The following is a 24185-nucleotide window of genomic DNA, read 5'->3' as shown; positions in this document are numbered from 1 at the left end:
GTCCCTATCCAATTCCCCAGGTAATCGATAAGTTTCGATGTAAACTTTTGAATCATATAAACAACTTATTGCTTGTCAAATAAGACCTCTGCGGTTAGTTGGATGTGTGCTCTAAAGATCTGTGTAGCATGTTCACCATCGCGGTTAAGAACGGCATCTGTTAATGCCTTATGTTCAGCGAGTCCATCGCGGACTTGCTGTTGCGGGGGGGAACAATGTCGATAAAATTCGCTCAAATCCCAAAGGTTGCTGCAGATATCTAAGAGAACTGGATTCGGACACGCAGCAATAAGCTCGTAATGAAATTGACGATGAATCTCGGACCATTCTTCGCGGACAACAAGCTTGTCATTCGCTTCCTTGTACTCTGCCGTTTGCGATAGCTTATGATGCACGGCAATTACATTGGATTCCCATGTGAGATCACCATTGGCGATGGATAGGCGTAAAGCTTCAGATTCATTGATTAACCTCGCTTGTATGATGTTATTTAGTTCTTCCTCCGACGCCGTCTTTACTGAAAATCCGTGGTTAGGATTCTGCTGTACCAGACCCTGAGTCGCCAATCGCGTCAACGCTTCGCGAACAACAGCAACTGAGACTTCGAAACCTTTAGCTAATTCCGAAACTTTTAATGGAGAACCTGGTTCATATTGTCCAGTCAAAATATCGGATTGTAGTTTCTTCCTGACATTCTCGCTTAAGGTGGACGAACCATTCCTTTTGGCCATGAAGCAGCACCTTCCTTCATACACATTATAATTCTACGTAATTGTATGTAGATAGTTTACACCGTTATCAATAAAAAACAAACACAAAATTCGATAGTGTATTATAAAAACGATTATAGTTTACAGAATCGATTCTTTAATGTATTATCGAAAATGAAAATAAAAGGAGGTAATTTACAATGAACAACAATCCATTTTCCAAATTGCCAGAAGTGGCAGTCTTTCAGTTGGAGAGTAATGACATTATGGAGGGACATCCTCTACCGACCCAGCATTATTCGGAGATGTCAACACTAGAGGGAAGTAAAGATCTCTCGCCCCATTTGAAGTGGTCGGGTGCACCCGACGGGACAAAGAGTTTTGTCGTAACTGCATATGATCCGGACGCCCCAACTGGATCGGGGTTGTGGCACTGGGCCGTTATCAACATCCCTGCCAGCGCAACTGAGCTACCTACAGGCGCAGGTGACGAGTATTCCAGCGGTTTGCCGCAAGGCTCCCTGCAACTACCGAATGATTTGAGACTCGAACGCTTTATCGGTGCAGCGCCTCCAGCGGGACACGGTCCTCATCGATATTATTTTGTCGTTCATGCGCTGGATGTCGAAAATATTAGTGTCGCCCCTAATTCCACGCCAGCTCTCCTTGGATTCACCATGTTGAGTCATACGCTGGGGAGAGCAGTTCTCATGGCAACAGGGGAAATCAAGTAAACCAAGATGTTGAAGCATAGGAAAGAATGATATGAAAAATAAAGTACTCCATGCAATGCGGAGTCAAGAACGGAGGAAGTGGTGAAGCTGAACGATCAGCCACATCATCATGTATGCCCCAATTGCCAGCAGCCAATTATAATTTTGAAGCATACCGTCATTTGCGGCTGTGGGAGCAAGATTAAAAACAAAGTGAAATTTAAAATATATCCAGAAAAACTGAAAAGTCCTCATCATTGAGGACTTTTCAGTAAATTAGCGTTGACCATCTCTGCCAGCGAAGTATTTAAAACATTACATTGTCGGTTTATAGATGAAATTTTTATCATCAAAGGAATACAGGCTCGTTATTTCATCAATACAGTTTAATCCTATAGAAATGAGGCATTCCAATGCAAACCAATCATAGCGTTCAAAAAAATAAAGGAGAGTTATTACTTGGTTTACTTGTCTTTACACTCATCATATCCGTCACGAATGCAACCATGTTTAATATTGTACTCCCTGATATCGGTAAACAATTTCAAATTTCTTCATCGCAAGCGAGTTGGATCATCACAGGCTATATGATTGTGTACGCAATTGGCTCGGTAACTTACGGTAAATTGACAGACAGATACAGCTTGAAGAATTTGTTGACGTTTGGTCTACTACTTTTTGCCATTGGCTCTGTTATCGGCTTAGTGGCTAGTGAATATTGGATGGTCATTGTGGGGCGAATTGTACAGGCAGCTGGTGCATCAGTCATTCCGGCGATTTCTATGATTGTACCCGTACGTTACTTTACATCTGATAGGCGCGGTCGTGCATTAGGTACCGTTGCAATCGGATTTTCACTCGGTTTGGCCATTGGTCCGATCATTGCCGGCGTGGTAAGCAGTACATGGAACTGGCGGGTACTATTTGTAATCTCGCTTTTATCATTACTTACTTTACCGATGTATCGGAAATATTTAGATGATGAAAAGGGAGTTTCCGGAAAAATGGATTATCTTGGTGGAATACTTCTGGCAGGTACCGTAGCCATTTTGTTACTGGCTTTAACAAACGGAAGTGTTTGGCTTGCCTTAGGCGGGATTCTTATTTTCATTTTTTTCGTATTACGTATACGCTATACTCCAAACCCCTTCATAAACCCGGCCATATTTCGAAACAAACCGTTTTCATTCGGTCTAATTATTACTTTCGTCATGATCGGGATTGGCTTTGCCTTTCCATTCATTACACCTCAGCTACTTTCTTCTGTAAACCACTTGTCACCGGTTTTCATCGGAATAGTTATGCTGCCTTCGTCTTTAATGGCCGCGCTTTTGGGTCGACAAGGCGGTAAATTAGCAGATGATAAGGGAAATCGTTTCCTTGTGTTTACTGCAGCTGCACTTCTTATTATCGGTTTTCTCTCTTTGTCTTCAGTCGTTGGTATGTCGCCAGTATTTATTGCGATCTTTCTTATTTTTGGTATTCTAGGTCAATCGTTCATGCAAATTGCAATGTCAAACACGGTTTCACGTACACTCTCAAAAGAGAATATCGGCGTAGGTATGGGATTATTCTCGATGGTCACTTTTATTGCTACGGCCACATCAACAGCTGTTATCGGCAAGATACTAGATCTGGGCACATCGACCATTCGCTTAAATCCGATACCACAAAACAGTGCAACTTTTGTATATAGCAATATTTTCCTGACACTTCCCATTCTTATCGTTGTCGTAGCGGCATTATATTATGTCCAATTTAGGCGAACAGGTAAAATGGCTAAGGACGAAAAGAGGAATAGCGAACCAGTTACTTAGTAAAAGTAATATAGAAATGCTAGGTCAGATCGGGTTAGATAACATCAAAGATCAAATCTAGCCTGCTTAATCAAAAAATCTGCATACCAGTTCATTTAAAGTTAATAAGAGATATTTCTTCTTGCTGAGAATCTATAACTCAGAAAAGGAAGGGCCATCCCATAAAGGATGGCCTTTAAACTTGCCGTTACAGACAGTGCGGAGAATCGTAATAAGTGTGATTCTAATTAACAGCATAGAATCTAAGTACCCGTTAACTTAAAAAGTCCATATCAATATAAGGAGTGTTATTTAATAAATTTTCATAGTAAAAGCGTCGGGCTTGCTCATACCATTCAGTCCAATCAGGAGCGTTAAAGTCTCTGCTTCTATAGAGCGCAGCTAAAACTCTAACTTGCCTTAAGTTTATAAATAGTGGAACTTTGTTTAACTGGCTTTGGCTTACAGTGTATTCCTTGCAATAGCCATTTAAGAAGTTGCAATAGTACCGTTTTGCAATCTCCTTCCTCACATCTCCAGACACAACCCAAGGAATTGGGATTTCATAAAATAATGGTGTAGCAATATCAGAAACAAACCAGCTATATTCCACCTCATCATAGTCAATAATAAAGGCTTTGTCCCCATCATTAAGATAATTGCCAGGGCTGATATCCCCATGAATAAGACCATATGTATTTTTTTCCTTGGGCAGGGCACTAATTTCATTAATTAAACGATCATAGTTACTGTGTAATTCTAACGGACAATACTTCTTAAAAGATTCTAATAGAGTATTACCACTCCATTCATGGCGTGGATTTTGGAACGAGTAATTAAGCGATAACTTATGTATTTTCCCGACCATTTATCCAATATTTTCATAAAACGTATTGCTCTCCTCGGCGATGACTGAATTTCTGCCTGGTGCTTTCTCAAAAGCTGTCACAATAAAGGACTCATCAATGATATGAATAAAATCCCCTGATAAAGATTGAATAGGCCTTGCTACTTTCATTCCGCGATCAGCCAGGAACATGATAAAATCTAGTTCCGCTCTTGTTAATAATTCATTCCGATGAGTGACATGGGTGATTCTTAAAATAACTTCTCGATCTCCAACTACCCCGGAATAAACGAAGTTTTGAAACCCATTTAATTCGAAAACTGAGTCTTCACGTATACCAAAACATTGCGCGGACTGTCTCAATATATCTTGTGTATATAGTAGTTTAATCTTTTTATCCATATAACCTCTCCCCCTTTACTTTTATGGTAACAACAGGTGCTCATTGAAAATATACTGAATTTGATTCAGAATCAAATTCTACACAAAAAGCCACATCAGATTACACTAACCTGCCCCTTAGTTTAACAAAAATTTTTCTCCTTTAAGATATTTCCTAAAATAGTTTTCAATAACTGATGGAAAATTTGTCGCTAAGGATTGTTGTTCATTTGAATTTAGAGAATGGAATGCGAAAGTCCTAATGATTGACCAAATAAAAAATGCTTCTAATAACTCGACATAATTCTCTTCCAGTTGATTTACTTTGCTATACGATGAAATAAATACTTTCCTATTATCAGATGAAAGATGCAAAAATGTTTCAGCCATATCAAATAAATAAAAGCCATAGCCACAATTCGAAAAATCTATAGGTCGAGGAGTATCCTCATAAAAAACATAGTTACTCTCATGAAGGTCAGAATGAATAACTCCCCAGTTACTTGGCAAACGTTTATGATTTTGTATCACATTTGCTATTTTATGTGCTGACTCTTCCACATGAACAAACACTTCGCTTGAGATAAGCTCTAAATTTTCAGTTTCATTACTTGTTGGCTCTCTTTGAAGTACGCTTCCATGAATCCAATGATGAATAGTCACCATGATTGTATTTTCGCTAAGATCAGTTGAGATTTCTGTTCCCAGATCACCTTGAAGATTTCTAACAGGTACAGGTACGACGAGATTTGTATCTTTAACCAAAGCTTCAAGCCAAATAAGCTCTGATGTGATATTCCCTTTTGATTGAATGGAAATCGTTGAGATATGGATTTTGATAAGAAACTTTTGATGATCATCGTTGGTCTGAACTTGAAATGTAACATTATCACTCTTTCCGAGATACACAAGTTTTTCCCAATAGATTGGGTATTGATGTAAAGCTTCTTTCGCCACCTTCGCATAATCTTCTTCAGAAAGCATAGTATCCACTCCAGTTAATGTGATTTATACTTCACAATTTTACCAAGTGAACTTTATTTTAAGGTGATATAAGTTGATTATAACTAAACTTTACTGCCCTTTACCTACACAGAATTTCAAACAGATGGACTTGCCATAATTCAGTTGTCAGATGAGTATCGCTGCATAGCAAAAAGGTCTGACAAATGTTAATTTCACCCATGTAGTCAGTAAAATCAATTATAATTAATTTATATTCAAGTCGATTACCTAACCTAACCTAAGTTAAAAGGATAATCATACGCAAAAAGACATAGTGATGCATCGCATATGCTCTAAGGGTTATAGAGTTTTCGAATACATACTTATGTATAAGAGGGGGCGAATGATATGACGATAATGCCTGTTATAGTAATGATCTTTGTATTTGTACCTACCATTGTACTCATGGTAAGCATGCCTTATTTAACAAGAGAGACGATTAGTTTTGGGGTCACCGTCAGCGCTGTACAATTTCACAGCGAACCTCTGCGCCAGATGCGGAAGTTATATGCTAGGATTAGTGCTACCTTGCATACCATCCTATTCATTGTTTGTATCATCTGCCTAATATACGGTGATGAACATTCCAAGCAACAAAGTTGGATCATTGTCACTTATTCACTCGCCATGGTCGTAATCTCCCTAGTCATAAACATTAACTATCATTTCAAAATGAAAAGTTTACTGCCTATGCTGCCTATTGCTCTGGAACCATCGATCATAGCAGTGGACACTGGTTTTCGGAAAAGAAACATTAGATTTTCTAGTAATCGGTTTATCATCCATGTTTTTATTATTATTGTTGGTATTGTAACTGTGCTACTCAACTACGACCTAATTCCTGATCAGATTCCGATCCATTACAACAGCAGTTGGAACGTAGACGGCTATGCAGCTAAATCTTATAGTTCTGTGTTTATGCCTACGATAATGCAAGTTTTCTTATTACTTGTGTTCATATTTGAGAATTGGAGTATTCGCAGAGTGAAGCAGCAGGTTCAACCCACTGATCCGAACCGTTCCATCAGACAAGACGTAACTTTCCGCCGTACTTGGTCAGGTTTTATGATTACAGCAAGCTTCTTAATAGTTATCCTGTTGTCCGTCGTGCAACTAAATATGATATCTCTGCTTAACATCAATTTCGCTATTCCCATTGTCCTAATCATAATAGCCTTTATCATCCTATACGCCTTAGCCTTATCGTTCTGGGCTGGTCAGGGCGGAAGCCGATTGGAGCAATCGGCAGATTGCTCCAATTTCAGACCTGTCCATGATGATGATAAATGGCTGTTAGGTATGATTTATTTCAATCGCAAGGATCCAAACCTAATCGTTGAGAAAAGATTCGGAGTCGGCTGGGGATTAAATTTTGGTCACCCAGTATGCTGGCTGATTTTTCTCGGAATTATCGTACTGTTAGTTTTGGTGTAACAAGGCTTGGAGGCTAGTACTCGCCTCAATCGGTACATAAATGTATGCGGAAACCGTCGATAAGCTTGACGAGATCGTGTCTACGGCTTCATTCGCTGTGAAATTAATCCCATCACATCAAACTTTGGTGCAGTTGGACCTACTATCATTGGGTTAATGAGTTATGAATTATAACAATAAGAAAGCAGCTGATCACTTGGGTCAGCTGCTTTCTTATTGTTATAGAGGTTTTGTATATCGTTAACGGGCATGTAACAAACGAAGATGATACAAGTGTTTATTCATTGCAAAGATTGTTTCGTTTGTTTTCTTTTAGATAGCGAGCTATCAAGCAACGTTGTTACAACGCCAATCACAAGGGCAAGCGCACCGATCCATGGAATATAGTTCAACAAGTTGTGGTTGACAGCAATCCCCCCGATACCCGCACCTGCAGCCATTCCAACTTGTCCGATCGCACTATGCAAACTAAGAACAATGCCTGACGCAGCGGGAGCAAGACTGATAAGCTGAAATTGGATTGGCGTCCCTGAAGACCAGGCCGCTAGTGCCCAGAAAATAAGCAATATATATAGAAGCAATACGGATTGGCCTATAAACGGGAACAGCAGTAATACAATGGCATGAAGTAGCATTCCACCAGTTAGTGTGCGGAATGTGCCCCATTTGTCTGTACTAATTCCTCCTAATTTGGCACCAAAAGCACTAGCGATACCAAATATAAACAGGGCTACCGTTACCCCTTGATCACTCATGCTAAAGATATCAACGTAATCAGTAACGCTGCTGCGATACGGGGTTGCACGATGAATTTGAACTGCTCACGCAAAGGAACAGCTTTTTCCGCAACTACTTTAGGTATGATCAGCAGCGCTAGGCATAAGAGAATAAGTCCGGTTACTCCAAGACCAATAAATATGAGGTTCCAATCATAATGGGAAGCTACAACCCTGCCTATAGGTACACCAATAACTAATGCCGTACTATTTCCCATAATAACAGTAGCAATTGAACTGCCTTGCTTTCCTGGAGCAGCCAAAACCGCAGCAAGAGTAAGGAGCGTAACCTGAATAACACCGGCACTAAGTGCTGAAATAATTCTAGCTACGATGAGCATCTCATATCCTGTTATCGTTGCTATTAAAATGTTAACAACAGAGAATACAGTTAGAGCATAAACTAAGAGTTTTTTTCGGTCTAATTTTGATGTGAAAGCAATTAAAAAAGGAGTCCCTGCACCAAAAGCTATAGAGAACACAGTAATGAGCTGTCCAGCAGAAGAAACTGAAATGTTGCTAGACTCAGCTACTTTGTCCAGGATCCCGGCAATAACATATTCTGATGATCCATTAAGAAAACTAATTACAGCTAATAAATATATTTTCCCCATATTTTTCAACAATTGCACCTTCTTATTTCTGTATTTCTAGAAAAATAGATTAATTAACTATTCACTAAAATAAATATTTTACATTCACTCATCTGGGACAAAACCATTTTCTATATATGCCCCTTCTATTGAATTAGTAGCTAAAGACCTTCCCACATTAAAACAGCCGCTAATCGAATGGTTAGACTCATTTGTGTGTTCCACCTTTCAGTGTTGAATCCATAAGAGATTTCTCCATATTCAGAGTAATTCTACTTATCCGTCTGTAATAAATTTTATTTTGCAAAACTTATGTTACTTTTATTATTCAAATAAATATATACCTTTCGGCATTTTAGTTTGAATTAACATGAGATCACATTTGTTACTCAAAAGTAACGCAGTGTTTTTTAATATTATGTAGAAAGAACAATTTTTTTGGTTTTACTATGCAGCACCATGACAAAAACGGCAGCGTTCCAGAAATAACTTGGAATCACTGCCGCTATTAATAACATCAAATTAGGCTTTGACTGTGTACATCAATTCTTTTTCATTAATTGTGGTACGCCCAGCCGATTGCACATCGGTATATTGATCCATGTTCGTAATAATGACCGGAGTAATCATATTGTAACCCGCTTTTTCGATCTCTTCACGGTCAAATTCCATCAATACATCGCCTACGGATACTTTAGCTCCTGCCTGTACCTTTGGTGAGCAATTTGGCCCTTCAGCTTTACAGTATCAATTCCGATGTGAATCAGCATCTCTGCGCCAAGATCACTTACGAGACCAATAGCATGTCCACTCTTGGACACAGAAATTACTGTGCCGTTAACCGGAGATACTGCACGTCCTTCAGCAGGTTGAATGGCAAATCCTTTACCCATCATTTCTTCGGAAAAAGCAGGATCTGGCACTAGGCTAAGTGGCTTAACTTCCCCATTCATGTGGCTGAATATTTGTTGATCCTGTAATTTAGTGTCTTCGGTTACTACAGGTGTAGTTGCGGACATTGCTGATGGTGCAGCTGCTTCTTCCTGGAAGCCCAGAATATAAGTAACTCCCGTAAGACCTACAGTGCCAATGAAATAGGCTTTAACAGAAAAGGTTCCCAGAAAAGACCCAGCGACTGCGTTGATTTTTGTAACAAAAATGTAACGCGTTGTTTTTTGGGGGGAGGTAATGTATACTGCCTAAGCAGGTTGTTATTATTATGGTCTAAGGGAGTGTATATCCATGTTCACCAGTGAACAAATCTCATCCTATAATGAATTGGAACTATCTTTATATAACTATATTTCACAGAACATGGAAAAAGTGGCGTACATGCGGATTAGAGAGCTGGCCGACGAAACTCATGTATCTACAGCCACCATTATGCGATTTTGCCGAAAGAATCAATGTGAGGGATTTTCAGAATTTAAAGTAAAACTTAAGATGCTTATTTCTCAAAAGGATAAACTAACAAAGCAGGAGTTAAAAAGTCCACATCATGCTGTGTATGAGTTTTTTGAACGTTCTCAATCTCCTGAATTGGAGGAAAAAATTCAAACGGCAGCAAAGTTAATTGCTAAAGCCAGCAGCGTCATTTTTATTGGTATCGGGAGCTCTGGAATAATGGGCGAATATGGAGCCCGATTTTTTTCAAATTTAGGGATCTGCTCCGTGTACATAAAAGATCCTCATTATCCTGTTCATACCAGAATGCAAAAAAATAGCGTTACGATTGCATTATCTACGCGAGGTGAAAACCCGTATGTTCTACCGTATCTCCAACGGATCAAGCAGGAGAAGAATAAAATTGTGGCGATAACGAACAATCGCCAATCCACCATGGCTAAAATATCAGATGTAAGTATCCCTTATTATGTAAAAGAAGAGTATTACGAATCCACTAACATCACCACTCAGGTTCCTGTTACGTTCCTGTTAGAATGGCTGGGACGAGAGGTTTTCAAAGAAATGGTAAATACAGAATTAGAGCTATAAGAGAGAACTCGTTCTTTCTAAAAATACGCACCAGAAAGAGAGTCATCTGGACTCTCTTTTAAGTCGTTATGGCTCTCAACTGGATAACTACGTTAGACTCTTTCTGTTACTTGTTTTCCTCGTGTTGCTGCAATTTGCGTCATAATCATTAGGATGATGATCACAATCATTCCAATCATAGCAGGTGTGAAACTATTGGAAGCATCATGAATCCAACCTAGCAGTATTGGACCAAGTGCACCAATGACATACCCAGCAGATTGCTGCATCGCTGACCAGGAAGTTGCATCGTTCACATTGGTTGTAGAATCAATCGGTAACATCAGGTTTAAAGTGAACAAGCCCCCTGCTCCAATCCCAAAGAGCACAACGGAAACCATCGGTATGAAATTCATCATCAATAAAATCAAACCAACAATCATGAACAGAGATTCACCAACCATCCATACTCTTCTTGAAGGAAAGTTCTTCAATAATACAGGAAGTATAAAGCTAATCGGGATTTGGATTACAACAAATATGGTCAGACAAAGCGTTGCATAGGATTTGCTATACCCCATTTCCTGAATCATTAACGGGAGCCACGCTGTAAAAGAATAAAACAACATAGCCATTAATCCAAATGAAAGCGTAAGCGTCCATGCGCTTCTATTTCCCCAGGGAAGTTTAATTTGCGGACGTTCTTTTATTTCACTCACATGAACAGATTCAGATTGCGGCTTCACCATGATCCACCAAACGATCGCTGCCACAAAGGCAATTACTGCCCACCCTCCTACCGCTGTCTGCCAAGAATTGAAATATGCCTCTAAGGGAATGGATACCATTGAACTAACTGCAGCCCCTACAGTGATCGCAATACTATAGAGTGCAATCATGGATGGAACATGATCGGGAAAATACTTTTTAATAAAACCTGAAGTTAACGGGCCAATCGAAGCGATCCCGATACCTACGATCAATGCAGATAAAAGTAAAACGAACGTAGACTGTGTAAATAGCCGAGTGGCTATTCCGATTCCCACCACAATCAGGGAATATCCAATGATTCGTTCTATTCCCCATCTCCCACTTGCTTTGACGGCAAAAGGTGAAAATACGCCCATACATAGTACAGGTATTGAAGTTAGCAAGCTGGCTAGTGCAGCGCTCATCCCCAGATCTTCCCGAATCGTACCTAACAGCGGAGATATGGAATTAATAGCCGGGCGCAAATTCAATGTAGCAACAAATAATGCAATAATTAAAAATATTTTTTTTCTCATCTTCTACTCCCATTAGCGTCTATCGCTATTCTCGAAACAAGCTGCTCCCGTTGCTCTGAATGACATCTTTATACCAGTGGAAGGACTTCTTACGATAGCGTTCCAATGTTCCTGAACCATCATCATGACGATCCACATAGATGAATCCGTACCGTTTTTTTAATTCTGAAGTTGTCGCACTAACCAAGTCAATACAACCCCATGTTGCATATCCCATCAATTCAACACCATCTTGAATGGCTTCAGCAACTTGAAGCAAGTGCTCCTTCAAATATTTGATGCGATAATCATCGCTAACTGTTTTGTTGCCATGTTCGTCCGTGATAAGTTCATCTACGGCCCCTAATCCATTTTCAACGATGAACAATGGTTTCTGATAACGATCATAGATTGCATTCATGATGTACCTTAAGCCTTGAGGGTCGATCTGCCAACCCCACTCACTCGCGACCAAATGCGGATTTGGAATACCGCCAATCAGGTTTCCTTCTCCTTTAATTTGCTTGGCAGGATCAGCCGTTTCACAACAACTTTGATAGTAGCTAAAGGAAATAAAATCAACGGTGTTTTTCAATAATTCTTCGTCGCCAGGTTCAAAATGAATAGTAATCCCGTTATCTTTCAAATAACGTTTCATGTAACCTGGGTAATAACCACGCGCATGAACATCCATGAAACCTGTGTTCTTATGATCAGCTTCCATCACTTTGATCATATCAGTAGGGTCAGGAGTCAGTGGGTAAATCGGCATAGCAATGACCATACAACCAATTTTGAAGTCTGGATTAATTTCATGCCCTATTTTAACAGCCAGTGCACTTGCAACAAACTCGTGGTGAATGGCTTGGTACAGATCCTGTTTGCTCAGTTGATCCTTATGTGTGTTGATCCCACCGCTTACAAACGGGTGTTCCAGAATCGAATTAATCTCGTTAAATGTGAGCCAATACTTCACTTTGTCTTTATATCTCTCAAAAATGGTTCGCACATATCGTTCATAGAAATCGATCATTTTTCGATTCACCCAGCCATCGTATTCCCTAGCGAGATGTAAAGGAGTCTCATAATGAGAGATCGTAACCAGAGGTTCAATACCGTATTTCCGGCACTCGTCAAAAAGGTTGTCGTAAAATTGGAGGCCTTTTTCGTTGGGCTCAAGTTCATCCCCTTTGGGGAAGATTCTGGACCAAGCTATAGATGTGCGAAAAACTTTGAAACCCATCTCGGCAAGGAGTTTAATATCTTCTTTGTATCGATGATAGAAGTCAATCGCGATTAACTTCATATTATCCTCTGTTGGATCTGTTGTTGGAGGTGTCTGAATGCCGTGTGGCATGATATCCTGAATGGATAGTCCCTTCCCGTCCTCTAGATACGCCCCCTCAATTTGGTTTGCAGAGACGGAGCCTCCCCACAAAAAACCATTAGGGAATTGAAATGTTTGACTCATTTGGTAAGCCCACCTTTCTTTTAAACCTTCAGCTGATCTGGATAAAAAACGAATCCCGCTTTATCGGTTTTTATATCATGTATTTGTTTTCACAACTTATGTTACATAGATTAATTTATAAAATATATGTTATTTCGAATTTAGTTCAAGGTATCACAGATTCACATTTGTAACATAAAAGTAACACAGTGTTTTAAAGGATTGTTGTATGTTAGTTCAAGGGTAACTGTACTTCTAACACGCCATCATAATAGACACAAAATAAAAAAGCCGTCAAAATGACGACTTCATCATAACAAGTTATCCATTAAAAGAGGCAGGCTCAAGTGTTCCCAGCAGTTTCTTAATCTCTTCATCATATTCCAGTTGGAATAATGGAATGATCTCATCTAATTTTTGCTGGTACAAATCCGGATCCTGGACACGAAGCGCTGCTCTTAATTCCATTTCTTCTTCTGAACCATTGTCGTCCAGAATCATGTCCAGGACATCCACTTTGAAATATTCACTTGGAGGAAGGATCAAGGCATTCATCAGGAATTGCATAAAAAAGAGATGGTTATCTTTTTCTTGATCCGCTTTTTTCATCGCTTGCTTCGTAAATAAGTTGATATATTTCTGAGCAAAATCCACTCCTTTTAGTTCATAAGGCCCACCATGTTCTACCCCTCTCCAACGCAGGTCAGCCACGGAACTAAGCCACCAAGCCGGATCGATGGCCTGCTGCATACGCAGCAATACGTTCCGTTCAAACTGCGGATCGGGATGCAAGCGCTGTGCTTCCAAAGACTTTCCTATAGTCTCAACTTCGATCGCAGCAACAGTGATACCTTGTCCATGAATAGGATCAAAGCTACAAAATGCATCACCAAGGACGAGTAAACCAGAGGGCCAATCTTCCATGAGTTCAAAATGCTGGCGAACAGACTCGGAAATACGGTACCCCCTAGGCCCTTGCAATGGCTCTAACTGTTCCATTAACTTTACAATTTTATCTGAAGCAAATAGATGCTTGATTTGTTCTTGAAACTCTTCGGGCTGAGTGGACGGATACTCATCTCCTCCAGCATTGAATAGAATGAGTCCAACGATATCATCCTCAATGCGCGTAAATATGCCTGCACGAATACCTTGCTCAGGATCTGAATCAGACATCACCCATTCGTTCGGAATGGAGGATTTAATGTTGTAATAACGGGTGCTATAACCAAGAGATACCTTTAGCACTTCTGGTTCTGGCACATTCAACCCTAATTTATCAAGCCACCTAATCAATTTGGAAGAACGTCCTGAAGCATCAATAACCATATCCGCTGGAAGTTGGTCTTCCCTTTTTTCACCGCTTCTTTCTTTGGTATAAATGCCTGTAACAGCATTCTGGTCTTCAGATACGATGAGTCCGGTAACTTCCATACTTGTTAAAAAGCTTATATGAGGGATATTTTGGATTCGTTTGCGCAGCACCCATTCCATCAAAGCTCTGCTGCACGATGCAATTTTTAATGAAGAAGGATCCTCCTTGTTAATTAATGTACCGTATCGATTAGTAACTATAAGCTTCTCATCGTGCGAAGAGATCGCCCCCAATTCTATCAATTCGTCATTGTATCCTGGGAAATAATGTTCCATAATCAGCGCGCCGCGTGGTTGTACACGGTGTGGATGAAAAGATTGAGGTACACCCTGCCGGTTATTTGGCTCCGAAGGGAATTCATCCCTTTCAATCACACATACTTCCTCATAATAATCAGCTAACATTCTTGCAGTAATTAATCCAGCAATCCCTGCTCCGATCACCACAGCTTTTTTCATGTCAGACACCGAAGATTCATCCTTTCTATGAAATTAGATTTTAATCTACACTTGTAGATCAATCAAAATATTACTTATAATACCAATATATAATCAAAATTTCTTTTATAGTAAGAATCAATATAGGGATGATATATAGTTAAACTACGATATGGAAGTGTTGTAGATGAAAATCAATGAAAACAAGCTTAGATCATGTCTCTTAAAGATGCCGATCAAAGCAAAAAGCCGCTAAATAAGCGACTTCAATGGGAATATGTACTTGTGTCCCTCGACATTTTGCATCTTATTTCATTATTTATTGTTGGATGTTACTCCATCCGCTTACATCACATTGTCCGTAATCATTATCACCTACAGCAACCATCGTACCATCCGATTTCAGTCCAATCGTGTGGACACATCCCGCCGCAACAGCTCTAATGTCATGCCAGACACTTACATCGCATTGGTGATGTTTATTTGAACCCACAGCAACCGTCGTACCGTCAGACTTAAGACCAATGGTATGGTAACTCCCTGCTGCAACTGCTACAATATCACGCCAACCGCTTACGTCGCATTCACCGTCATTATTTCTACCCACCGCAACCACCGTGCCATCAGATCTAAGCCCAACCGTATGAAGATACCCCGCCGCAACAGCCAATATGTTGCTCCAGTCGTTTACGCTACATTGGTTATACTTATTGTTACCAACTGCTGTTACCGTTCCGTCTAATTTTAGACCGACTGTATGCCAGTCACCAGTCGTGACTGATACAATATCATGCCAGCTGCTCACGTTGCATTCGCCTTCATTATTTCGCCCCACCGCAACCACCGTGCCATCAGATCTAACCCCAACAGTACGGCACCAACCTGCCGACACAGTTACTATATCGCACCATTCGCTTACATTGCATTGTTCATGCTTATTCCAACCTATAGCTATTACAGTACCATCAGATTTAAGACCAACGGTATGGGCGTTACCCGTGTTCGTAGCCATATGAACATTACTAGCAACAACTGAGACGATATGGCACCAATCGTTTACCTTACATTGACCGTATTTATTATCACCCACAGCTGTTACTGTTCCGTCAGATTTAAGAGCAACGGTATGACGACGACCTGCCGCTATGGTACAGTTACGGAAACGTTTCGTCTCAAACACCGCTTCCTTCCGTGAATGGTAGTCCATATCTTTCCTCTCCTCCACAAAATCCTCCCTTAGCTCAACTGTAAGTCATAAAGTGTGTTGAGGCAAAAAATACCGACCTTTCAACATCAAAGGTCGGTTTACCCAATAGGGAGAAGAAAACAATGGTTATAACTGTATTATATCCACCCTATGCCGTTATATACCTTATTCCGCTCTAACTATATGTTTATCTTGTCATATCAGTAATATCAACACTCATATGTTCAGTAAGCATTAAGGTTACATCCACTTTCACTTTGCTCCACAATAGTGTCATTTTATGAAGGTAACCTCTTACCGAATAATCTACCGTTAAACTCAGCTCAGACCTCTTTTCATCTATGATTTTTATATGATGTTCCTTTAAAATTTGTTTCGATTTGTACATCTCTAAAGCAATTTTCTTTTGGGTGCCGTCCAGGTAGTCAACATATACAGATTTCATCTTAAAGTTTGAAGCGTATATTTTTTGCTTATCTACCTCGAGCGCACCTAAAAGATAAGGGAGTTCTACCAGCCTCTTCACGAGTGAAAGTTCCTCAGAAGTCTGTCGCACCTTACACGCCTCCTTCTTCAAGTTTTACAGCGACCAATTGATCAAAATCGACCCATTCAAATCCATTCTCCATTTCAATTTTTATTTTCTTTCCAAAGGAACTGACTGAAGTGACGATTCCGTGTATATACCGATTGCCTGACTCATTAAATACTTCAAAGGCGGCTTGCAATGTATAATTGAGAGACATATCTATATTCTGAGTAATAATCTCCCACTCATCTTGATGAATCAGTGGTTTCGTTTGATAATGAATTTGAGTACGATGCTGTATAATTCGTTCTTTATGTTGTGGAAGCATCATGCGGCTCGATTCCCATAATCCATTGGCCTCCAGTTTTTTGCTCATTTGTAATGCCCCCCAATTTTAGATGCTCGATCGATCGCTTGGCCAGCAGCCGTAATGGAGCTCGCTCGTAGAATGGCAATGTCGCCAAATCGATCCTTAATGTCGTCCATCACCTGATCAATGGCTCGTTTCTGCTCCTGATCATCAAAAAAAGATAGTTGATATGTATCCGCGTTGGATAATTGAGACAGGGATACGCCAACACGGCGCACAGGTTGCCCATCCCAATGTTGATGAAATATGCGTTTGGCTAGTTTGCACACATCAACGGTTATGTTTGTTGGATCAGACAGTTTAACTTGCCTGTGAAAACCCGTTGGTTGGTCGAAGTCGGCTCCAGATACACTCACGGAAACGACACTACCCATCAGTCCCTTTTTACGGGCTCTTCTGCACACTTCTGTACAGATATCGAGGATAACTACTTCAATCTCCCAAGCCTCTATGAAATCTCTTGGCAGGGTCATTCCGTTTCCGATATCCTTTTGTGTACTGTGTGTGTTGACGGTTACCGGTGAATTGTCGAGTCCATTTGCCACTCGCCAGATGACTTCTCCATTAACACCCCACTTACTTCTTAATTTGGAAAGAGACGTATTCGCCAGGTCTCTAATGGTTCGGATGCCCATCTTCCACAGATGTTTTTCCATTCTTGAGCCAATCCCCCACATATCGCGGATGGGCTTATCTCCAATGTGGAGGTGTAATTCCTCTTTCTTTAAGTGGAAAATGCCACCCTCAGCTTTTTTAGCAATCATATCGCAGCACAATTTACTGATAATTTTGTTTTCACCAATGCCAGCTCTCGCGTAAACGCCTGTTTCATTATAGATTTTGTCTTGAATTTGCTTGGCCAAATCAATTGGATCATTACCGAATAGATGCATAGACCCTGTAAAATCAGCGAATAATTCGTCTATACTGTACGGTTCGACCAGATCGGTGAACTCCTCAATAATGGACATGATTTGGGTGGATACTTCAATGTATTCTTGCATGTGTGGTTTCACAATGATCAGTTCAGGACACTTCTGAAGAGACTGCCAGAGTGGTTCCGCGGTAGATACACCTTTAGCTTTGGCCAACGGACAAGCGGCAAGGATAATTCCAGAACGTCTTGCTGGATCGCCAGCGACGGCGAGTGGTCTATTTTTGTATTGAGGCATTTTCGCCTTCTCGACTGAAGCATAAAAGCTCTGCATATCAATGAGCATAATGGTTCGCTGCTTAGCCAACACTGAAATCACCCCTGTACTTTTAAGAACGTATGTTTGTATATATTATAAACCGAACACACGTTCTTTATGCAAGAGGTAAATATTTATATTAGTCGGACTATATTTTTGCCCATTTCGGCAATCGGTATAAGTTCGTGCTGTTGACTCAGGAAACGAACTTATACCGGAAAAAGAAAAAAGCCGCTAAACATAGCGGCTTTAATAAGAGCAGTTTTTGGTATTCAACTGTAATAACTCTAATATCAACTTACCCCATTATCCATTCATATTTCTGTACCAAATACGCTCTCTTTCACCTCTGCAATTGGCATATCTTCTCCTGTGAATAGTTTGTAAGCAAGTGCGCCTTGCCATAACACCATACCGAGACCGTTAATCGCTTTGGCACCAGCAGCTTCGGCCTGTTTTAACAGTTTTGTTTTGCGAGGATTGTATACAACATCGGTTACTACCAAATCTTTGCGTAACACATCTTCTACATCGTCAACAATACTCAATTCATCTAATGGTTTCATGCCCAAGCTTGTAGCGTTCGCTAAGATAGCACTATCTGCGATTTCTTTACGAAATGCTTCTTTATCTTCCAAAGGGAAAACGTTAGCCTTCACGCCGAAGTGTTTCATCTCATTGTTAATATATGCTGCATTTTCTTCTGCCTTGGAGAAGAATTTGTCATTTCTGGCGAAGATACTAATCTCTTTAATGCCTGATTGAACCAACTGAATAGCGATCGGTGTTGCAGCACCTCCAGAACCGACTAAAGTTACTTTTTTCCCGTTTAGCTCGACTCCATGTTCTTCAAGATTTTTTACGTAACCTAATCCGTCCGTATTATATCCGACCAACTTGCCATTTTTATTTACGACGGTATTACTGGCTCTTGAGAATTTAGCGGTATCATCCAGCTCGTCCAAATACTGAATAACATCGATTTTGTTTGGCATGGACACATTGAATCCTGCAACGCCCATTGCTTTCATACCTTCAACTGTTTCTTTCAACTTCTCTGGCCCAACCTCAAAAGCCAAATATGCATAGTTCAACCCACTGATCGTATAACCGACATTGTGCATTTGTGGGGAAACGCTATGTCCGATTGGTGTTGCAAGTAATCCAACTAAAGTTGTTTTTGCGTCAATTTTGGCAAGATTTTTATCGTTATTCATTTGAAAAGACTCCTTATGAGTTGAATTTTTATTGAAACACTTTTTTTCCTCGGATAAGTACAAAAACTGCAAGCAATACACTCAAACAAGCAATGACCATATCAAAAACAAGTGTCATGGAAATACCGATCTGTCCCACCAAGAAGCTCGATATGAAGGGAACCAATATAAAAGCAGCACTTCCTGCTATATTCACATAAGATGTTGTCGTTCCTTTGTTTTTGACGAAGAATCTTGTCATTATAGTGATAGCCAATTGGAAGGTACCGGAAGTGGACAATCCCAAGATAAACGTCATGATAATAACAATTGTATATGATTGAATAAAGAACAAGCTCAGCATGGATAGGAAGGCTATCGTTGGATATAAGATCATCACAGTAATTGGTTTTATGAACTTGTCTAATACAGCTGCAAGCAAAAGTACCGAAACCAATGCCCCAATGCTAAAGTAACTTAAAAGTTTTATCGAGACATTCTCACTTAGTCCAATATATTTAGACCCAAGCTCTGGAAGCCATGTTTGCCAAACCACAAACAATGCTGTGGAAGTAAAACCGATAAGGATGATTGCCAATCCTTCTCCCCAAAACTTCGGTTCTTCCTTGAAATGATTTTTGTAGGTTGCACTATCTGCTTCATCTTTTGAGTTGGACTTAAACGCTGGGAACGGCATAAAGATCAAGTAAATTCCACTGATCAGGAACAAGATTCCCAAAGCATAAAATGACCAGCCCCAAGAGATATCGTTGGCAACTAGATACGCGAGAATGAATGGCAGTAACGTGGCTCCGATGGACATGATCGCTTTGACCAAAACCGTAGCCGAACTAGATTTCTTAGGAAATGATTCAATCAATGCTGGGTATGTTCCTGAATCCAGCAATGAATTTGCTATTCCGGCAGTGATGGCCAATACAAAGGCCACAGGATAGCTTGACATTAAAGGAATACCAACAAGGAACAGTAAATACAGAAAACTTCCTGTAATGATGATTGGTTTACGACCGATTTTATCGGACAACCGGCCGGCAAAGAATAGAGCTATCAGCTTACCGATACCAATTGCAGAAACAAGCAAACTAATCTTTTCAACAGGTTGATTGTAGTTATCTGATAGGGCACTCATATTTGAAGCTATAATGATATTGATCATCCCAAGCATAAAGTAATTCAAGTACATGCCAAGAGACGTTTTAATATATGGATTCTTCATTTGCTTCCCCTCCGTGTATATTACAAGCAAATATTTGGTGAAACATTATTTTGAAATTGATCTTATTTGCTTTGATAAATAAAGCGCTAGACATGTACTCATCACAGCAATGCATAAGTCAAAATAAAACACAGCAGATATTCCTATATGTTTAACGAGTAAACTTGTGATAAAAGGAATAACCATAAAAGCTACGCTAGCAGAAGCACTTACATAAGATACGCTTACCCCTTTTCTAGCTGGAAATAAATCAATCATGACCGTCATAGCTAATTGATACATTCCTGAGGTGAACAACCCAAGAAAAAATGCAATAAACGGAGCAATGACTGGATTACTGAACGTCAGCAGTACAATTAAAACGACGGTTGCTATTCCAGGTGTAACGACCATTGCCGTAATAGGTTTAATGAACTTTTTCAATAAGAAAGCAAGCACCAAGATACAAATTAATCCACCCATGCTGTAAAAACTAAGTAACTCCACTGCCTTTTTCTCATTTAGCTGTAAGACTTGGTTACCATAAGTAGGCAGCCATGTCTGAATGACTGTTGACAACGATACAGAAAAAAAACCGATGATGACCAGAGCAGAACCTTCTTTCCAACTATACAAGTCGGTCTTCTGATCACTGGAAAGCTTCTCGTTTTTCTCCTTGTCGGAGTTTTGGACAGTCATTCCAGGAAAGCGAATGGTCACAAAATACATACCTAAAAAAACAAACAGAATGGCAGGAATGAAAAATGCATAACCAAAAAATAGTTCTTTAGACATTAAAAATGTTACTAAAGCCGGTAGAATGATAGCTCCTACTGACATAAATGCTTTTATTAACACAATTGCAGTGCCTGCTGCTTCTTGATAGCTTTCATTCAAGGCTGGGTAAGAACCGGAATCCAGAAGCGAATTGCTTATTCCGGCTAAAAAAGCGAATAAGAGCGCAATCTGAAAGTGAGTTGTTAATGGTATTCCAACAAGAAAAACAGCGTATAGCAACGCAGCTGCAATGATCAAAGGTTTTCTGCCAAAACGATCGGATAACTTACCAGCAATATTTATTGTTACTAAGTGGCCAATCCCAACAACAGAGATAAGCAAGCTGATGTCTGTTGGGGCAACATGTAGTCGCTCGGATAAAAAATTCATATTTGAAGCGAGTATGATACTGACCATTCCCAATAGTAAATAGCTTAGGTAAATCCCTAATCCCATTTTTAGGTGCGGATATTTCATTTGTTGTCCCCTTTGCTAAAATACAAGTTCAACAACTCGATATAATAATTACATTTCTTTGCCCCCTAATGATACAATTCTGTACTCCTATATTAGGAAATATACCTTGATGCATAAACAGAGGTATATCGATGTACAAAATAAAATGAATTTAAATAAAATACACTTCTAATTATAAGGATAAAATCAAGTATATCGATATACTAATTATTGCGCAAAACTTACTATACTCCTCACAAAAAAATGTGTCAATATTGTGATAAATTTCACAGGTTTTTTTTAGTTATTATATTCTGTGTCCTAGTGGGGCTATCTTAAGTATTAAAATGTGAAAATCAAAAAAACACCTTCGAGCGATAATTGGAACGTTAGATCACGATCCATTTTCTCACTCGGAGGTGTTTTTCAGTTTCATCCATCATTTTATTTTGGGGAATTTTCTATTTCGATGTATCTCTTATGACCAGCTCTGGTTTAAGAATCATACGCTGAATTCCTTCATTCTCACCAATAATCTTGCTATGCAGAAGCTTGGCTGCTTGAATGCCTATCAATTTAGGAAAGGATGAGACCGTCGTCAGAGGTGGGTGGTAATTTTCTGCATCAGGTATATTATCAAATCCGACAACATCTACGTCACGACCAACAACGATGCCCTCTTTAGTTAAGACTTTCATGACTCCAAAAGCAATCAAATCACTAAAGCAAAAAATGGCTGAAGGAGGATTTGGGGATTTTAATAATAACCTCGCAGCTTCCTCTCCTCCTTCGCTTGTAGGATCGCTAGCTATTATGATACTCTCTTCGAGTTCTAGATTATGGTCTTTGAAGGCCTTACGATATCCATCCATCCTTTTTACCCATGTCGAAGATTCTTTGACACCACCTAGAAATGCAATTCTTTGATGTCCTTTTTTTGCTAAGTGCGTCGTAGCCAGGTATGCTCCTTCTTCATAGTCGATACCTGCATAATCAGCGCTAATGCTGTACAATTCCCGGTTAGCTAGTACCAGAGGGGTTTTCAGATTATTTAATTGTTTTACGGTCTTTTCTAAACTAATGGAAGAAGGATTTAAAATCAGACCGTCAATTCTATGTTCTACCATAGTAGAGATTAAATTTTGTTGCTTTGTTGCATTGTCAGAAGTTGTACCAAGTAATACAGTGTATCCGAATTCCTCAAGTTTATTTTGTGCTCCAATCAGAAATTCTGAAATGAATTTATTTGCAATATTGGTCACAATGACTCCAACCAAATTTGAACTTTGTGAACGCATATTTGCAGCTACCCTGTCGTAGATGTAACCTAATTCCTCAATTGAATTTAAAACTCTTTCACGAGTGGCTTGCGGAATTCTGGGATTATTTCTAACCACTAGCGAAGCAGTCGTTGTAGAAACACCTGCGTGCTCTGCTACATCCTTCAGGGTTATTCGTTTTTTTGAGTTTGTGTTTTTTCTCATCTATTCCACCAACTTCTTTTCTAAGTATATTGATACTATATAATCTGACTAATAACTATTTTCTATTATATCTGATCGTAACAGCCTGGGTACAGATAATACAGCTATATTCCCCTCTTAGACAATCAAAAAAACCTATCACCATGCTAACCTGCCGTCAGCTTAAAAAAGCCGCTAAATAGAAAATACCTGCCCCTCTCCCGGGCAGGTATTAAAGTTGAATCGTTAAAAGGTTTACCAACATCGATCACTAAATATTAGTCCAGAAGGCTGTAGATTTGAATACTCTCCACCTTGGCATCCTTGATATGAAACGACATCACATCCACATAATTGGATGGCTCGTAACGGAAGTCATCCTCCTCATCAGGGGCTCCATCACCAAGTAGTTTCCCCTCAGGGTAGGCGTTTTTGAGTGTATCCAGACTATCTCCTGCTTTAATGTTTCGCACTGTCGTGTACTTAGGATCTGTGATTTCGATATGAAAGATGGAGTCTTGTTTGCTCTCCGGTATACTGATTGTTTTAATCTCCAGACCAGGATACGTGTATACCTTTTCTGTAAAACCGATTAACGTATCCATGTTTGTTCCATCGTCAGCACTGTACGTATGAGATTTCAGATTATCCGGTTTGCCCAGCATCTGTTCCATCTGATCTTCATTCGCTGTATCCGAAATCGCAATAGTGTGCTCATTATAGACAAAAGCAAGTTCCTTCAGCACCACATTGCCTTCCTTCTCCATCGAACCTTCCTTAATAGCTTCAGTACCCTTTTCTTCAGAACTTTCGGAAGCAGGAGCATTAGCATTTGTTGCTCCTTCGCCTTTGCTCTGTTCATTCGCTGTGTTCTGTCCGGTTGCTGGGGGCGTAGCATCATTGGACTGACAGCCCGCTAATGCCACCGTTAGTAAAGCACCTAGTACGATAACACCTGTTGCTTTGTTTATCAATTTCATCATGATCCCTCCATAAATGTGTGATTTGTTCTTATGAAGTGA

At 39.8% G+C, this 24185-nt stretch carries 22 protein-coding genes and 1 pseudogene; 4 read left to right on the top strand and 19 right to left on the bottom strand.

The features are described from left to right. Positions 1 to 65 precede the first annotated feature (65 nt). Positions 66 to 731 carry a GntR family transcriptional regulator gene (locus MKY44_RS14875; protein WP_341007679.1) on the bottom strand — a complete coding sequence of 222 codons (666 nt, stop codon included), beginning with the start codon at positions 729 to 731 and terminating at the stop codon, positions 66 to 68. A gap of 179 nt (positions 732 to 910) precedes the next feature. Between MKY44_RS14875 and MKY44_RS14870 the strand changes: the two genes are divergently transcribed. Together MKY44_RS14870 and MKY44_RS14865 are read left to right on the top strand one after the other, a co-directional pair. Then, positions 911 to 1444 carry a YbhB/YbcL family Raf kinase inhibitor-like protein gene (locus tag MKY44_RS14870; protein ID WP_341007678.1) on the top strand — a complete coding sequence of 178 codons (534 nt, stop codon included), beginning with the start codon at positions 911 to 913 and terminating at the stop codon, positions 1442 to 1444. 392 nt (positions 1445 to 1836) lie between these two features. Then, complete coding sequence (locus MKY44_RS14865) at positions 1837 to 3240, top strand: MFS transporter (protein WP_341007677.1); 1404 nt, start codon at positions 1837 to 1839, stop codon at positions 3238 to 3240. Between the two features lie 253 nt (positions 3241 to 3493). On the opposite strand, the gene MKY44_RS14860 is transcribed toward MKY44_RS14865, so the two are convergent. From MKY44_RS14860 to MKY44_RS14850, 3 genes are all read right to left on the bottom strand, one after another. Then, the gene (locus MKY44_RS14860; protein ID WP_341007676.1) at positions 3494 to 4087 is read right to left on the bottom strand and encodes a phosphotransferase enzyme family protein; all 594 of its coding nucleotides are present in this window, start codon (positions 4085 to 4087) and stop codon (positions 3494 to 3496) included. Then, positions 4088 to 4468, bottom strand: a complete 381-nt coding sequence (locus tag MKY44_RS14855; protein WP_341007675.1) for a hypothetical protein — start codon at positions 4466 to 4468, stop codon at positions 4088 to 4090. It abuts the gene before it with no gap. A 117-nt stretch (positions 4469 to 4585) separates the two neighbouring features. Further along, positions 4586 to 5431: a phosphotransferase gene (locus MKY44_RS14850; protein WP_341007674.1), complete on the bottom strand. Its 846-nt coding sequence runs from the start codon at positions 5429 to 5431 to the stop codon at positions 4586 to 4588. A gap of 369 nt (positions 5432 to 5800) precedes the next feature. On the opposite strand from MKY44_RS14850, the gene MKY44_RS14845 reads away from it, so the two are divergent. Next, entirely contained in the window at positions 5801 to 6886 is a 1086-nt protein-coding gene (locus MKY44_RS14845; RefSeq protein WP_341007673.1) for a DUF1648 domain-containing protein, read from the top strand. A 281-nt stretch (positions 6887 to 7167) separates the two neighbouring features. On the opposite strand, the gene MKY44_RS14840 is transcribed toward MKY44_RS14845, so the two are convergent. The 3 genes and pseudogenes from MKY44_RS14840 to MKY44_RS14830 form a co-directional block, all read right to left on the bottom strand. Continuing rightward, entirely contained in the window at positions 7168 to 7641 is a 474-nt protein-coding gene (locus MKY44_RS14840; RefSeq protein WP_341007672.1) for an MFS transporter, read from the bottom strand. Further along, a complete protein-coding gene (locus tag MKY44_RS14835; protein ID WP_341009861.1) occupies positions 7638 to 8276 on the bottom strand; it encodes an MFS transporter in 639 nt (212 codons plus the stop codon). Before MKY44_RS14835 ends, MKY44_RS14840 begins: the two co-directional genes overlap by 4 nt. A 501-nt stretch (positions 8277 to 8777) precedes the next feature. Then, a pseudogene (locus MKY44_RS14830) lies at positions 8778 to 9208 on the bottom strand (PTS sugar transporter subunit IIA). A gap of 289 nt (positions 9209 to 9497) precedes the next feature. On the opposite strand from MKY44_RS14830, the gene MKY44_RS14825 reads away from it, so the two are divergent. Continuing rightward, positions 9498 to 10250, top strand: coding sequence for a MurR/RpiR family transcriptional regulator (locus MKY44_RS14825; RefSeq protein ID WP_341007671.1), 753 nt, complete (start codon positions 9498 to 9500; stop codon positions 10248 to 10250). A gap of 92 nt (positions 10251 to 10342) precedes the next feature. Here MKY44_RS14825 and MKY44_RS14820 read toward each other — a convergent pair whose 3' ends face one another. The 12 genes from MKY44_RS14820 to MKY44_RS14765 form a co-directional block, all read right to left on the bottom strand. Then, positions 10343 to 11515: an MFS transporter gene (locus MKY44_RS14820; protein ID WP_341007670.1), complete on the bottom strand. Its 1173-nt coding sequence runs from the start codon at positions 11513 to 11515 to the stop codon at positions 10343 to 10345. 25 nt (positions 11516 to 11540) lie between these two features. Continuing rightward, entirely contained in the window at positions 11541 to 12965 is a 1425-nt protein-coding gene (locus tag MKY44_RS14815; RefSeq protein WP_341007669.1) for a glycoside hydrolase family 1 protein, read from the bottom strand. Between the two features lie 300 nt (positions 12966 to 13265). Next, the gene (locus MKY44_RS14810) at positions 13266 to 14777 is read right to left on the bottom strand and encodes an FAD-dependent oxidoreductase (protein ID WP_341009860.1); all 1512 of its coding nucleotides are present in this window, start codon (positions 14775 to 14777) and stop codon (positions 13266 to 13268) included. Positions 14778 to 15075: 298 nt separating this feature from the next. Then, positions 15076 to 15963, bottom strand: a complete 888-nt coding sequence (locus MKY44_RS14805; RefSeq protein WP_341007668.1) for an RCC1 domain-containing protein — start codon at positions 15961 to 15963, stop codon at positions 15076 to 15078. A gap of 187 nt (positions 15964 to 16150) precedes the next feature. Continuing rightward, positions 16151 to 16519, bottom strand: coding sequence for a hypothetical protein (locus tag MKY44_RS14800; protein ID WP_341007667.1), 369 nt, complete (start codon positions 16517 to 16519; stop codon positions 16151 to 16153). A gap of 1 nt (position 16520) precedes the next feature. Further along, the gene (locus tag MKY44_RS14795) at positions 16521 to 16868 is read right to left on the bottom strand and encodes a YolD-like family protein (RefSeq protein WP_341007666.1); all 348 of its coding nucleotides are present in this window, start codon (positions 16866 to 16868) and stop codon (positions 16521 to 16523) included. Further along, the gene (locus tag MKY44_RS14790; protein WP_405173009.1) at positions 16865 to 18082 is read right to left on the bottom strand and encodes a DNA polymerase IV; all 1218 of its coding nucleotides are present in this window, start codon (positions 18080 to 18082) and stop codon (positions 16865 to 16867) included. Before MKY44_RS14790 ends, MKY44_RS14795 begins: the two co-directional genes overlap by 4 nt. A gap of 287 nt (positions 18083 to 18369) precedes the next feature. Further along, entirely contained in the window at positions 18370 to 19272 is a 903-nt protein-coding gene (gene aroE / locus MKY44_RS14785) for a shikimate dehydrogenase (protein ID WP_341007664.1), read from the bottom strand. Between the two features lie 28 nt (positions 19273 to 19300). Then, on the bottom strand, positions 19301 to 20488 hold the full coding sequence (locus tag MKY44_RS14780) for an MFS transporter (protein WP_315935625.1): 1188 nt from the start codon (positions 20486 to 20488) through the stop codon (positions 19301 to 19303). A 45-nt stretch (positions 20489 to 20533) separates the two neighbouring features. Further along, on the bottom strand, positions 20534 to 21721 hold the full coding sequence (locus tag MKY44_RS14775) for an MFS transporter (RefSeq protein ID WP_341007663.1): 1188 nt from the start codon (positions 21719 to 21721) through the stop codon (positions 20534 to 20536). A 440-nt stretch (positions 21722 to 22161) separates the two neighbouring features. Next, on the bottom strand, positions 22162 to 23184 hold the full coding sequence (locus MKY44_RS14770; RefSeq protein WP_341007662.1) for a LacI family DNA-binding transcriptional regulator: 1023 nt from the start codon (positions 23182 to 23184) through the stop codon (positions 22162 to 22164). Positions 23185 to 23441: 257 nt separating this feature from the next. Beyond that, positions 23442 to 24146: a hypothetical protein gene (locus MKY44_RS14765; protein ID WP_341007661.1), complete on the bottom strand. Its 705-nt coding sequence runs from the start codon at positions 24144 to 24146 to the stop codon at positions 23442 to 23444. Between the last annotated feature and the right edge of the window lie 39 nt (positions 24147 to 24185).

This window comes from Paenibacillus sp. FSL R7-0026, assembly GCF_038004485.1.
GTDB lineage: Bacteria > Bacillota > Bacilli > Paenibacillales > Paenibacillaceae > Paenibacillus > Paenibacillus xylanexedens_A.
This window is presented reverse-complemented; position numbering and strand designations above follow the sequence as displayed.